General features: G+C 59.2%; 14 protein-coding genes and 2 pseudogenes. 13 read left to right on the forward strand and 3 right to left on the reverse strand.

Annotated features, from left to right (window positions below):
- The first annotated feature begins 83 nt into the window (after positions 1-83).
- On the forward strand, positions 84-983 hold the full coding sequence (locus tag ACIQUB_RS24490) for a LysR family transcriptional regulator (protein ID WP_402933049.1): 900 nt from the start codon (positions 84-86) through the stop codon (positions 981-983).
- 43 nt (positions 984-1,026) lie between these two features.
- On the opposite strand, the pseudogene ACIQUB_RS24495 reads toward ACIQUB_RS24490, so the two are convergent.
- Positions 1,027-1,354: pseudogene (locus ACIQUB_RS24495) on the reverse strand (Atu4866 domain-containing protein).
- Between the two features lie 40 nt (positions 1,355-1,394).
- Positions 1,395-1,934, reverse strand: a complete 540-nt coding sequence (locus ACIQUB_RS24500; protein WP_402933051.1) for a nuclear transport factor 2 family protein — start codon at positions 1,932-1,934, stop codon at positions 1,395-1,397.
- A 160-nt stretch (positions 1,935-2,094) separates the two neighbouring features.
- Between ACIQUB_RS24500 and ACIQUB_RS24505 the strand changes: the two are divergent.
- From ACIQUB_RS24505 to ACIQUB_RS24515, 3 genes and pseudogenes are all read left to right on the forward strand, one after another.
- Positions 2,095-3,008, forward strand: a pseudogene (locus tag ACIQUB_RS24505) (LysR family transcriptional regulator).
- 157 nt (positions 3,009-3,165) lie between these two features.
- Positions 3,166-3,642 (forward strand): MarR family winged helix-turn-helix transcriptional regulator, encoded by a 477-nt coding sequence (locus ACIQUB_RS24510; RefSeq protein ID WP_402933053.1) that lies wholly within the window; start codon positions 3,166-3,168, stop codon positions 3,640-3,642.
- A 4-nt stretch (positions 3,643-3,646) separates the two neighbouring features.
- Positions 3,647-4,456: an NAD-dependent epimerase/dehydratase family protein gene (locus ACIQUB_RS24515; RefSeq protein ID WP_402933055.1), complete on the forward strand. Its 810-nt coding sequence runs from the start codon at positions 3,647-3,649 to the stop codon at positions 4,454-4,456.
- Positions 4,457-4,635: 179 nt separating this feature from the next.
- Here the strand turns inward: ACIQUB_RS24515 and ACIQUB_RS24520 are convergent, their stop codons facing one another.
- Entirely contained in the window at positions 4,636-5,586 is a 951-nt protein-coding gene (locus ACIQUB_RS24520) for a LysR family transcriptional regulator (RefSeq protein WP_402933058.1), read from the reverse strand.
- A 108-nt stretch (positions 5,587-5,694) separates the two neighbouring features.
- Here ACIQUB_RS24520 and ACIQUB_RS24525 point away from each other — a divergent pair, with 108 nt between their 5' ends.
- The 9 genes from ACIQUB_RS24525 (at position 5,695) to ACIQUB_RS24565 (ending at position 13,348) form a co-directional block, all read left to right on the forward strand.
- A complete protein-coding gene (locus tag ACIQUB_RS24525) occupies positions 5,695-6,117 on the forward strand; it encodes a DUF1330 domain-containing protein (protein ID WP_402933061.1) in 423 nt (140 codons plus the stop codon).
- Positions 6,118-6,777: 660 nt separating this feature from the next.
- On the forward strand, positions 6,778-7,410 hold the full coding sequence (locus tag ACIQUB_RS24530) for a hypothetical protein (RefSeq protein WP_402933467.1): 633 nt from the start codon (positions 6,778-6,780) through the stop codon (positions 7,408-7,410).
- Between the two features lie 186 nt (positions 7,411-7,596).
- Entirely contained in the window at positions 7,597-8,166 is a 570-nt protein-coding gene (locus tag ACIQUB_RS24535; RefSeq protein WP_402933064.1) for a hypothetical protein, read from the forward strand.
- Positions 8,163-8,876: a hypothetical protein gene (locus tag ACIQUB_RS24540; protein ID WP_402933067.1), complete on the forward strand. Its 714-nt coding sequence runs from the start codon at positions 8,163-8,165 to the stop codon at positions 8,874-8,876. Before ACIQUB_RS24535 ends, ACIQUB_RS24540 begins: the two co-directional genes overlap by 4 nt.
- Positions 8,877-9,354: 478 nt before the next feature.
- The gene (locus ACIQUB_RS24545) at positions 9,355-9,660 is read left to right on the forward strand and encodes a hypothetical protein (protein WP_402933070.1); all 306 of its coding nucleotides are present in this window, start codon (positions 9,355-9,357) and stop codon (positions 9,658-9,660) included.
- A gap of 242 nt (positions 9,661-9,902) precedes the next feature.
- The gene (locus ACIQUB_RS24550) at positions 9,903-10,490 is read left to right on the forward strand and encodes a thioredoxin family protein (RefSeq protein WP_402933073.1); all 588 of its coding nucleotides are present in this window, start codon (positions 9,903-9,905) and stop codon (positions 10,488-10,490) included.
- A gap of 52 nt (positions 10,491-10,542) precedes the next feature.
- Positions 10,543-12,174 carry an FAD-dependent oxidoreductase gene (locus ACIQUB_RS24555; RefSeq protein WP_402933076.1) on the forward strand — a complete coding sequence of 544 codons (1,632 nt, stop codon included), beginning with the start codon at positions 10,543-10,545 and terminating at the stop codon, positions 12,172-12,174.
- Positions 12,171-12,497, forward strand: coding sequence for a 4Fe-4S binding protein (locus ACIQUB_RS24560; protein WP_402933078.1), 327 nt, complete (start codon positions 12,171-12,173; stop codon positions 12,495-12,497). The genes ACIQUB_RS24555 and ACIQUB_RS24560 overlap by 4 nt, the downstream gene beginning before the upstream one ends.
- Before the next feature lie 14 nt (positions 12,498-12,511).
- Positions 12,512-13,348 carry an ABC transporter ATP-binding protein gene (locus ACIQUB_RS24565; protein WP_402933081.1) on the forward strand — a complete coding sequence of 279 codons (837 nt, stop codon included), beginning with the start codon at positions 12,512-12,514 and terminating at the stop codon, positions 13,346-13,348.
- Positions 13,349-13,350: the final 2 nt, after the last annotated feature.

Below are 13,350 nucleotides of genomic sequence, written 5' to 3' on the forward strand. Positions count from 1 at the left end.
TATTCGTCCCTTAAGATGTAGAACAGCAACATTGGTGGCATAAGATCTTTAGTTCGGCATAAGCTGGTGAGGATAATTCACGAATGATGCGCCCTAGTTTGAATGACCTTGCAGCCTTTGCCGCGGTTGCCAATCACCAAAGCTTCCGCAGAGCGGCCGACATCATGGGCGTCTCGCGCTCCGCCCTCAGCCACGCGATTATGGGATTGGAAGCAAAGCTGGACGTCCGCCTCTTCAATCGGACGACACGCAGCGTATCGCTGACGCAGGCCGGAGCGCGCCTACTCGCCCGACTCGACCCGGTCCTGCAGGATCTCGATCAGGCACTCGATACTCTCTCGCAAGAGCGTGGTGCCCCAAGTGGCTCGCTGAGGATCAACGCGAACAAGAGCGGCGCCCGTATCCTGCTCACCGACGTCGTTCCGCGCTTTCTCGATCTATATCCCGATGTCGAGCTTGATCTGGTATCGGAAGGCCGGCTGGTCGATATAGTCGAACAGGGTTTCGACGCGGGAGTACGGCTGCTGGAAGCCGTCCCGAAAGACATGGTCGCGGTGAAGTTTGGAGGCGACGTTCGTTTCATCGCCGTGGCGGCGCCGTCCTACCTCGAGGGTAGAGCAACACCGCATACGCCCGACGACCTTGACGCCCATTGCTGCATCCGCCAACGTCTGCCTAGCGGAAAGCGCTATCGCTGGGAGTTCTCAAAGCGCGGCGCTGAAGTGGCGATCGACGTCCCGGGCAATCTCACCCTCGACGACAATGATCTTCTCGTGCAGGCGGCGGTGGACGGACGCGGTATCGCCTATGTGCCCGACCATTTCGCGCGGCCGTTTTTGAAGTCCGGCCAGTTACGCACTGTACTTGATGAATGGTGCCCGACGACGCCGGGCCTGGCGCTCTATTACCCGAGCAGCCGGCACATGCCATCACCACTACGAGCCTTTATCAACCTCCTCCGAGAAGTGGACAGGTCGCAATGACAGGTCCGGCACTGAGTGGGCGCCGCCCCTGTCGACTGGTATGTCAAGGCGTTGGTGGCTGACGTCGTAAGATCATACCGCCATGGTGCAGTGTGTTGGCATCGACGAAATCGCCATCGGCGGTGAAGCCCGTGTCGTCCCAGTACTCGATATGCGTCCCGTCGACTTCGTATCGGCCCTCATAGGCTTGCTCGCGCTCGCCGCGGGCCTCGACATAGCGTCCGTTCGACAGAAGCTCATGGCGAACACGATTGTCGTCGGTCACCCACATGCCTGCGTAGGGATGGTTCGGCTGCAAATTGGTCTCCTGTGCTTCCGCGGACTGAAATGAAAGGGGTGGCCGTGATGATTGCCACAAGTGCCTGTCGCATGGTCCTGCTCCATTGAGCGTTGCTGTTCTCGGTTTGGATGCTATGGATGCACAGATGCGCGCCTGTCGGTCATTGGGAACGCGGGGCGTTGTTGTCGACGACCTGCTGATAGCCAACGAGGTCCAGAAAGGCCTCCGCATTGACGACGAGGCGGTCCTTCATCTTGAGTATCCAGACGAACTGGTTGCGATAGGGCGCGCCCGACGTCCGCAAAAATGTTGTGCACCTCCGGCGCGATCGGGGTCGCGAGCCGGCTGGTCAGAGGACGCGAGGCCTTCTCGATAAAGTCCTTCTGGTTGCGATAGGTGCCGGCGACCGGCCCTGAACCATGGATCGTCCAGACGACGTCAGGAGCGAGAAGCTCCCCGAAGACATAGGTGCCCCCGCGCCATTTTTCGAAGGCGGCTTCGACGATCGCCCTGTTTCGTTGCTCGATAGCCGCGCTGTCCGCAGCCTGTACCTGCGCTGCCGTGGCGTTTGCAATTGCTGTGCCCGGCAAGGCGAGCGACAGCAATGCCAATGTGATCAGAGCTCTACGACTCGCGTCGGCAACCCACTGGCATGTCGGAAGAATGGTCATGGTATAGTCCTTTCCTGGCTGCTGAGAGCTTGATGAGACCCATCGATCGGCAGTGAAGTTGCGTGCGCTCCCGTCCCAGGTCGTTTGATCTAAGGTACGCGCCTCGGTGAGATCGGACAATTTGCCCAATGATGACGACTCTGGTAAATCCATCTAACCAATGGCAATCGATCTGAATGGCATTTCCGTTTTCCTGGCTGTCGCCGAAGCGCGCAGCTTTCGTGTGGCCGCGGAGAATTTGGGCGTCACTCGGTCAGCGGTCACCGAGGCTGTCCGACGTCTTGAAGATCGGCTGGGCGTCGCTCTCGTGCGGCGCACGACGCGGAGAGTCAGTCTCACGGAGGCCGGCGAACAGCTGTATCATCGGGTGGCGCCGGCGATGTCCGAAGTCGGACTGGCGCTTGACGCGAAGTCGGACTGGCGCTTGACGCGACGGCGGACAGCGACAGCACACCGAGCGGACTGTTGAGGCTGGCAGTGTCGTCCATCGCCGAGCAGTTCATTTCGGGGCCGCTTCTGGCGCGTTTCGCGGATGCCTTTCCCTCAGTTCAGATCGACGTGACGGTCACGGACGAGGAATTCGACATCGTGGCGGAAGGCTATGACGCGGGGGTGCGAATGGGCGAGGTCATCGATCAGGATATGTTTGCCGTTCCAGTCTCGAGCGACCAGCGCCAGGGCGCCTTCGCCGCGCCGTCCTACATTGAACGTTTCGGCATGCCCAAGCATCCTTCGGAAATCTCTGCGCATCGGTGCATCGGCTGGTGACCAGCGCCACACAGCGCGCCCTATCGCTGGGAATTCGGCGAAAACGGGCGCGAATTCGACGTGGCTGTCGACCCACAGATAGCCACCAACGACATGTCGCTTATGATCCGCACGGCCTGTGCCGGCGGCGGCATCACCTTCGGTATGGAAGACACTTTCAAGCCCCATGTCGCATCCGGTGAACTGGTCCCTCTCCTTCAGGACTATTGCCCGCCGTTTGCCGGTTTCTTTCTTTACTACCCCAGCCGGCGCAATCTCGCTCCGAAGCTTCGGGCGCTCGTCGACCATGTGAAGCGGCGGCGATAACGCCCCGGTGTCGTCATCAAAGTCATTGCCGGCCTGATCGCGTCGCTTACGTCGAAGACGGCTCTCTACTTTCTGGCCCTCCCTCCCCTTGAGATCGCTTCATCCGAATCCGACAGCATCGAGCCTTGACATTAGTTCGGTACCTTGCGATTATCGTATGGTAGCGAACGAACAGGCTGTTTTCATGCATGATCAGGCGGACACCAAGAACCTCTCCGTAGGTGCATGGACGAAGCGATGTTACTTCGCGGGCCGGGCCCTCATGGACGAGCGCCTGCGGCCATTCGATCTCGGATCCACGCAATGGTATGTCCTCTGGTATCTCGTCCACAACGGCCCGTCCGTCCAGCGCGATCTTGGTCACGCACTCGAACTGGAACGCGCGACCCTGAGCGGAATCATCGCCACACTCGTCCGCAAGGACCTAGTCGCGCAGACCGCGGATGGAGGCGATCAGCGTCAACGTCTACTGACTTTAACAGCCGCCGGCGAGGCGCTGTGGCGCCGGATCCCTGATCTTTCTTTCATTCACGATGCTGCCTTCGGCGGGATCGACGAAGCCGATCTGGCAGCGACCATCCGTGTCCTCAAATCAGCGACCGAACGACTGCAGGCCCTGTTGAGAAAGCACTAGGCAAATGACCGTATTGATCACCGGAGCCACCGGGCTCGTTGGCGAGCGACTTCTGCCACGACTGGCAAACTCCGGCGTCGCATGCCGAGCCCTGCTCCGGGCGGGCAAGAGCTGCTCTGAAGAAATTGATTCCGTAACGGGCGATATTCTCGACCCTTCAACCCTGGCGAACGCCGTCCAAGGGGTTTCCGCAATCGTGCACCTCGCCGCCGTATTCCGCACGCAGGATACCGATCTCATCTGGAAGAGCAACTTTGATGGGACATGCAACTTGATCGCTGCGGCGAAGACCCATGCTCCCGAAGCACGGTTCATCATGTCGAGCACCAGCCATGTCTACAGCAAGAACAATCCACATCCGGGAAGGGAAGACGACCCGGTCGATCCCCAGCACGCCTATCCCGCAAGCAAGATGGCTGCGGAGAACGAACTGCGCGAAAGCGGCTTGAACTGGTCCATCCTTCGCTTCCCCTTCGTCTATGGCGACGGTGACGGACATCTCCAATCTCTTCCCAAGCACGTCAGCACCTGGCATCCGGCGCAACGCATGAGCACGATCCACCATCGTGACATCGCACAGGCAATCACGCTGGCGCTCAAAGGTGATTTCGATCGGCGCATCGTGAACTTGGCCGACGAGGCGCCCTCCTCCATCTACGAACTCGCGGGAATGGTGGGGAAGCGGTTGGACTCAAGTTGCGAGCCTCTCTCAAATCCCTGGTACCTGCATGTCGATACGTCCCTCGCCCGCAGCCTGGGTTTTCGTCCCAGCATAAGGACCGTCTACCAAGCCTTGCACGAAGGAATTTCGTAGGCGGACCGCAGAGCTTGTGGGCCGAGCTCGACATTTCGGCCTATTAGCGTCTGTTGCCTACTTGGCGCACCTGAATGATTAGGTCTTTCGTAGCATTTTTGAACCGTTCGCAACCAACGACGCTGTCGTGAGAGGCGGCCAAGGCGAAGCTATTGCGGACTTAACTATTCATACAAATCCTACGCCGGCTGGCGCGCTGAAAATTCCCAATTCTTCGCCCGTAAAGCCAGCAAATCGACGAGATCCCGTGTCCGTTGCGGTGTCTGCTTGCGGTCCAGCTGGACGGCATAGATCGGCGTTTCAGGCAGGCGCCAATCCCTCAAAACCTCAACCGCACGCCCAGAATCGAGCTCCTTGCGACCGCACCATGCCGGCAACCAGCTCATCCCAAGCCCTCTCAGCGTCATGGCCCAAGCGACGGTCATGTCCTCAACCACTATGCGGTTTCGCGGAACCATCCTTGTCACAGCACCTGATCCCAAGTTATCGCAAAACAGCCACGGGGAAAGCTGCCCGTTTGCGGGATTTCGGTACCCCAGCTGATGGTGGCTTTCGAGATCAGCAGGCGTTCTCGGCTTTCCCATGTAGTCAAGATATTTTGGCGTCGCCGCGAGAATGTAAGGGAACGCAGCCAAGCGCCGCGCTATCATTCCCGGTTGGCCGCCGAGGTCACCAAAGCGAATAGCGATATCAATTCCCTCTGCGGCGAGGTCTAAGCCGGCATCATCCACCTTGATCTCAAGTTCGAGGGTTGGGTTCGCCTTCAGGATGGCGGGAATGATGGGCGTGATACAGGTTCTTAAAAATGGTCCGGGAGCGGCAAGCCGGACACGCCCTGCGGTGCTGCCTGCCGCAGCCTCTCCGATGGCGGCTTCAAGTTGTTCGGCCTGGCGTAGCAAGTCGCGCGCGCCATCTAGTAACTTCTCGCCGTCATGCGTCAGCGAGATCGCGTGAGTCGTCCTGTGGAGTAGCTTCACACCGTGAAGTGTCTCGAACCGGCTCACCGCCTTCGACATTGCGGATGTGGATGTCCCTGCGCGCCGCGCCGCCTCCGCAAACGATCCTGCATCCACGATCCGGACGAACTGCAAAAGGTTAAGCAGACTGCTATGAGTATTTTGTGTTGCCATGATGGCATCATAGCAATGACTATGCGGTCCCTACAATGACTGGGTTACCTGCGATACCTCGGAGATCAACGAGCAACGGAATCTTTCCAAACAGCAGGAGTTATCGACATGACCGACAACAACAATCTGCAATCGATACTGGACAAGGCAGAAATGCAGTTTCCGGAAGCGGAACCGATCTTCATGCTAAATCTGCTCCGCTATCGGGATGAGGCAGCCTACGAAACTGACCGAGGTTTTGCACCTTGCAGCGGCCGCGAAGCGTATTTCACGAGGTATATACCTGCCTTCGCTAAGGCAACTGAGGGATATGGAATCGAGCCGTTCTGGATCGGCAAGGTCGGTAGCTTGCTTATCGCTCCGCCTGAGGAGGTCTGGGACGATATCGCGATTATCCGATACCCCGACTTCGCGACCTTCAGGCGTATGGCCGACAGCGCTGAATATCATCGCGACGCCGAGCCGCATCGGCTTGCGGCCTTGGCAGACTGGCGGCTGGTCGCATCAACCCAGATGTCCATCCCGCGTTGAACCGGCGTTACTTGCCAAAGCCTCTACGACTTGGAGAGAGCGCGATGTCAGACTTAAACAGTTTCACCAAGCATTGTCACGTCACGCCAAGACATACTGATCCAAGTCGCGATGAGGTTCGGCGGCGAGCAAATCACGGCGACAGACATTCTTCGCAGATCCCGTAACAGTCTTCTTCGGTCGACGCGGGCCGTCCGCAACAGGCACATAGAGGCGTCGCCGGATCGACCGAAACGGTCTCTGGGGGCAGGATCTCAATCTCAGCGTCCAAAAAGAGGCGAAGGGTGTCGTCTTCCATCTCGATGCTCCAGGTCGAGGGTTTCGACTCGAGATAGTCATGCGGGCGGCGATCTCAAGATGGCGTACTGACATGCTCTCTGTAGAAGTCCGCGCGTCTACCACCGCGAACTTGATACGAACACAATCGGTGGCTATCTATGTTGCACAGGCGTCGCTGGGAGTGTCCCAAGGGATGTTCGCGATAGCCGAAGTCGCTTTCCTGCTTTTGACCACGGATGTACTGGCACTGGTATGAGGAGCGACATGAGAAGGTCGGTGCGAATTCGCCCCGGCCTTTTTGTTGCGCCAGCATTTGAAACGTGGCGGAACGACCGCGTTTTCCTTGTTGATCCCGAGCAACGCCAAACCCATCTACGCTGGATGCCGAAACAGAAGATCATCATCGCACCCGCGCTCGTGGAGACCTGGACGCTATCGCCCGGCGCCACGTTCGGCTCCTCCGTCCGCGCCAAAGGTTCTCTTCTGGAAGTCCGGGCGCGCCTGCCTTTGGCCATCCGCAAATCTCTCGACGTGAACGGCATGGCACTCGCGTTAGGGATGGCTGAAGGCTGTGAGGACGAGTTCGTCGCGACGTCGGGGGCCGTCAGCCATGCGCTCGAAGGGATCGAAAACCTGCCGGTCATTCCGCGCGAAATCCAGGACATCCTCGGCATCTCCGCAGGCGAACGGCATCGCTGGCTGAAGGACGGCCGTCTTCAAAGCGCTGGAACACGAACCGTGCGATTGAGCGGCCGCGCAAGGCAGATCACCTTCCACATCTTCGATCCCCGCGTGGTCGAAGACCTGCTTGACCGGGGCGTCATCGATGAATGGCGAGAAGAGGACATCGCCGCGAGAGCGGAAAACAGAAGGCAGGCCGCCTACCGGGCGAAGCTTACTCGTTCGCCGAAGAAAGCAGCGAAGAAGACAAAGACGGTCGGGAGCGAGATCGATGACGCGGCCAGCAAGCTGCTTGGCTGGGACGAGTTCGACGTCGACGGGCTGCTGCGATAGCCCCTCCAAAGGGTCAGAAACGGAAGCCCCCGTCGATCAGCACCAGCTACCCTCGGCCATTCACTTGGTGTGAGTCCCATCGAGCTCTTGCCACCGACCATTAATCCTAGGCGCGGTGTCCATAGATTGACAGGACGTACTGCTTCGGGCTAACTGTCCTCAGTCCTAGGACAGAGGACAGTGTTTATGAAGAGCCAAGATATCGTCGTCCTGTTAAAGCTGCTAAGCCTGCAAGAGCAGGAACTCACCAAGGGCATCGATCGGTTGCGATCGGAATCCGTGGGGGGCGACCCATATTCTGTTCGGAACTTAGAGGCGCTACTCGGGATCAGCAAGACCGAAATAGCGCAGTCGATCAAGCGCAGCGTCGCATCAGGCATCGCGCGAAAAGACAATAGCAAGAACGAGCCTCGGCCAAGCCGAAGGAACCTGTTCGGCTTCATTACCACCGGGCTAAAGTTCGTCTTCCCCGCCCAGGTTGGGCCCATGCAGCGCGGCATACCGACCGCCTTCGCCGCACCTATGCTCACGGAACTCCTGATCAGCGGCGGGTCATACAACTACGTTTGGCCCTATGCAAACGGAAGGGAGATGGGACAGTCGGTGGAGCCGCTCTTCAAGACCGTGCCGGACGCAGTCCTTAAGGATGACGCACTCTATGAATACCTCGGGTTGGTCGATGCGATCCGGCTTGGGAACCAGCGGGAAGTCGGTCTCGCGACCGACCACCTCAAGTCAAGAATCATGAGCAAATGACAGCGATCCGCGCTCAACTGCTGGAAATGATGAAAGCCGTTGCGTCGGCCCTTGGCAAAGACCTCCGCTCGCGCCTGGTTTTCGTTGGCGGATGCACGACCGCGCTCTTCATCACTGATCCGGTCACGCTTGAAGATGTGCGTGCCACAGATGCCATCGACCTGATCGTTGACTTGGCGGGCCTTCCTGCCTGGGCACAGCTCCAGGAAGAGCTCCGACACCGGGGTTTCATGGAGGCCGCTGACGAGGCGGTGATCTGCCGTATGCGTCTCGGCAAACTCACAGTCGACTTCATGCCGGATGATCCGGCTATCCTCGGATTCGGAAATCGGTGGTATGCGAGTGGCATCGAGACGGCACAGCACTACCAGCTCTCGGAAGGCCTCACGATCCGGATCCTGACGCCGCCAATGTTTCTTGCGACGAAGCTCGAAGCCTATGCAGGAAGGGGAAACGGCGACTTGATCATGAGCCGTGACGCTGAAGACATCCTCTTTATTGTCGACGGCAGGGAGGAACTCCTTGCCGAGGTCACTGCTTCCGACAACAACGTTCGAAATTTCATCGCCGAACAGTTTCGCGCACTGCTCGATCAAGCTGACTTCGACGATTTCCTAGATGGCAACATCCGCGGGCCTGCCGGTCGTGTAGAGATCGTTCGGGACAGGCTTGTCTCGATAAGCCATTGTGCGGATGGCCCCGCACAATGAAAATCGACGCCCGGTGGTTGAGCCAAAAAGGAACGCGCACCGACGACAATCGCGACCATGCGGGGATCGCGGGAAGACATGGCGAATTTCTTGCTATCGTGGCTGATGGCGCCACGAACGGCTCGAACAACGGGGGATATGCACGGGCAATTGTCGAAGCTGTCGTCGACTGGTTTGCCGGAACCGACGATGCATGGGGCCACGAGCTCATGCAAGCCAAGCTCCGGGAGGTTCATCAAGCCCTTCGCAAATCGTTTCCGAGAGGTTCCGCCAGCATCATCGTCTTTCACGTAACCGACAGAGGCTCCTTGACGCTCCTCCACTCCGGAGATTGCCTTCTTGGCAGGCAAGACGGCAAAGTACACTGGCAAGTCAAGCCGCATACCCTCACAAACGCTTTGGCGGACATGTCTCTAGTGCGATCGCAAAATTCCCTACGAGGCACCTTCTCACCCAGAGTTTTCGTTCCAGGGAGTTCATGGCCCTAGACGTCCTCGCAGTAGAGAAGGCCAGCGGCACGCTTCTCCTTGTCACTGATGATTTCTGGGCGGAATTGACGGAAAGCGAGCAGGAAGTCTTCCTTGGCGGCGGCCAGTCAGCTGCTCCAGAGACAGATGATCGCAGCGTGCTACAATTAAGGCTTTCCGCCAAGGAGCCGGCAGAAATCTTGCTGGAAGATGGTGGTACCAGCAATTTTACGTGCGGACTCAGGCCTACCAGAAATAGCCCAGGAGCAATAAGTCAAGGGAATGATTGCCACGGACAAGTAGCGCAGTACAGATAACCAAATGCTGGCTTGGGAAGCTCACACTGGCTCCGTACCTTTTCATGCCTCGCGTATGGCGACAAGCTAATGCCGCACGGGGCGCTCGACGAACTGGTGATTGGTTGAGGTTCGATGTTATTTTTCCTGCGAGTTTAGACGCATGAGAACTTAATTCCAATTCGCCAAGCAGGACGCAATTTCCATTTCTTCATTATCTATATATTTAATAGATTATAAGGCCTTCTAGCAAAGGAGGTTACATGCCAAAGACGGTATCCAATTCAATAGAGCTCGGCACCAAGGCGGCGGACTTCATCCTCAGTGACGCAAAGGGTGCCCCGCACAAGCTTTCTGACTTTGACGCCGCTGCGGCAGTGCTCGTTGCCTTCATCTCCAATCGCTGTCCCTTCGTGCAGCTCATCCGCGACGAGTTTGCATCTTTCGCTCGCGAATATCAGGCGAAAGGTCTGCAGGTCATCGCGATCAACAGCAACGATGCCGATGCGCATCTAGAGGAGAGCATTGACGCCATCGGCCGCGAAGTCGAAGCGATCGGCTACTCCTTTCCTTACCTGAAGGATGAAAATCAGGCCGTCGCGAAGGCCTATGGCGCTGCATGTACGCCAGACCTTTTCCTCTTCGATGGCAGCCGCAAGCTCGTCTATCACGGCCAGTTTGATGCTGCGCGCCCCGGCAACGGCAAGGTCGCCACGGGCGAGGACCTCCGCGCTGCGGTCAATGCGGTCCTTGCCGGCGGCAAGCCTGCCACGGAACAGACGCCCTCGATCGGCTGCAACATTAAATGGACCGCCGGAAACGAGCCGTCTTGGTTCTCCAACGCCGCGTGAGGGCACGGCGGCCTAACGGCCGCCCTTCTGCACTGTTTTTCCGGGGATATTGATGTCGCTGAAGCGAAAAGACCTGGCAGGCGGTAATGCGCTGCATTTGCAAACCGACGTGCTTGTTGTGGGAGGCGGTCCCGCGGGCGCGTGGGCCGCGTTGTCTGCGGCGCAGAACGGCGCGCGGGTGGTGCTTGCCGATAAGGGTTATTTTGGCACCAGCGGAGCCACCGCACCGTCCAACACCGGCACCTGGCTGGTGCCGCCAGGTGAAAACCGGGCGCAGATCGTCGAGCGGCGTTGGCAGCGCACCGGTAATCTTGCCGATCAGCGCTGGATGCTGCGCACTGCCGATCAGGCCTATGAAAACCTGCTGAAACTGGCCGAATGGGGCTATCCCTTTCCCGACGACGAAGACGGCAATCTCTACATCGCCAATCTGCGCGGGCCCGATTATATGGCCTTCATGCGCCGCCGCGTCCTCAAAGCCGGCATCACCGTTCTCGATCACCACCCCGCCCTCGAACTCTATTTCGACGGCGAAGCGGTTACGGGAGCTGCGGGCATGGATCGTCAGCGCAACCGAGACTGGCGGGTCGATGCCGGCGCTGTCGTGCTGGCGACGGGCGGCTGCGCCTTTCATGAGCGGATCATGGGGGCTGCGGCTTTAACAGGCGACGGCCTTCTGATGGCGGCAGAAGCCGGCGCAAGCCTCTCCGGAATGGAGTTCACCGGCAAATATACACTCGCCCCCTTTGGCTCTTCCCTCAACAAGGGATTGCCATTCCGCTGGGCTTCGTTCTTCCGTGAGGATAGTACGCCCATTCTCGATAGCGATGGCAACCATCTGCGTAACGGTATCGGCGAGCGCGAGAGGGAAATCGCCAAGGCGATGATCGAAGCTCCCGTTTACGCGGTCCTCGATCAGGCGGAGCCGGCGCTGCAGGATTGGCTGCGCCGCGGCCAGCCGAACTGTTTTCTGCCCTATGACAGGACACCCGTCGATCCCTTTCGCGAGATCTTCCGAGTCACTTTCCGCGCTGAGGGCACCGTTCGCGGCACTGGCGGCATCCGTATTGCCGCACCGGATTGCGCCACCGATGTCACCGGTCTCTATGTCGCCGGGGATGCAGCAAGCCGCGAGCTGGTCGCCGGCGCGACGTCAGGCGGTGGCGGGCCGAACTCCTCATGGGCAATCGCCAGCGGCTGGTGGTCCGGTCAGGGAGCCGCTTCGCATGCCAAGCGGCGTGGCAACAAGGCCTTTAGAACCAATTCCACCCCGCTCGGCCAGGCCGGCCTGCGCCCGGGATCGACATCAAAGGCGTCGCTTACGCCCAAGGACGTCATCGACAGCGTGCGTGCGGAAGTGACGCCGCTGGAGAAGAACTATTTTCGCGAAGGCGGCCGGCTGCGGGCCAGCAGCGAGAAGCTCGATGCTGTCTGGAGTGACGTCAGGAACCACCTTTCGGCCTCCGGCCTCGATCGCCTGAAAGCGCGCGAAGCGGCCGCAATCACTGCTTCCGGCCGCTGGTCGGTGATGGCGGCACTTGCCCGGAAGGAGAGCCGCGGCATGCATCGCCGTAGCGATTGCAAAGACAGCGTTGCGGCTTTCGCACATCCGATCACATTGCGTGGCCTGGGCGAAATCAGCGTGTCGGCAGCGGCCGACAGCCGCCAGGAGATAGCGTCATGATCGAGCTCGTTTCGGAAAGCCGCTGCGTGGAGTGCGATATCTGCGTGAAAGTCTGCCCAGCCAATGTCTTCGATGTGACCGACGGCGTTCCGGTCATCGCTCGGCAAGACGACTGCCAGACCTGTTTCCTCTGTGAAATCTACTGCCCGACGGACGCTCTTTATGTCGCTGCGCGCGCCGACGGCCCGCTTGCGATAAGCGAGGCTGAAGTTGAACAACGAAACCTCTTCGGAAGCTATTCTCGCGCGCTCGGATGGAAGCGCGGCAAGGCGGGCGGATCGCAACTCGATCCGACCCACCGCATCCGCGTCGCGCAAGTATGACATTGGAGAACCGTATGGACCGCATCACCGTCACCGACGTCCACAAGACCTTTCAGCTCAAGCCCGGCCAGTCGGTGCTGATCGATGGTCGACCTTCCGAACACGTCACCGTCCTTAATGGCGTCGATCTTGCCATCCGCAAGGGCGAGTTCATTACGTTGGTAGGCCCGAGCGGCAGCGGCAAATCGGTGCTGCTCGACATCATCGGCGGATTGACGGACGCCTCCGACGGCATTGTCAGAATAGACGGCAAGCGGATCGTCAAGCCGGATCCGAAGACCGGCTACGTCTTCCAGCAATATGCGCTGTTTCCATGGCGTACCGCGCTCTCCAACATCGAATATGCACTGGAAGTGCATGGCGTTGCGAAAAGCGAGCGGACAGAGAAGGCGCGCTATTTCTTGTCGCTGTTCGGGCTTTCAGGTTTCGAGGATCGCTACCCGAACCAGCTCTCGGGCGGCATGCAGCAGCGCGTCGCAATTGCCAGGGCGCTCGCAACCGACCCCGAGGTGCTCTTGATGGACGAGCCATTCGCCGCACTCGACGCGCAAACTCGCGAGATCCTGCAGACAGAGCTTCTGCGCATATGGGAGAAGATCAACACAACGGTGGTCTTCGTCACCCATTCCATCGACGAGGCCATCTACCTCGCCGACCGGATCGTCGTCATGACCGCGCGTCCCGGGACGGTCAAGGAGATCATCGACATCGACCTGCCCCGTCCGCGCGAGGGCGATATCCGCGCCAGTTCGGAGTTCAATGCGCATCGCGGCCGCGTCTGGCAGGCGCTGCGCGATGAGGTCAACAAGGCACAAAAAGACTGGGCGCTTTCACCCGCCTATGCTCACTGAAG

Source organism: Rhizobium sp. NPDC090275, from assembly GCF_044772225.1.
Classification (GTDB): Bacteria; Pseudomonadota; Alphaproteobacteria; order Rhizobiales; family Rhizobiaceae; genus Rhizobium.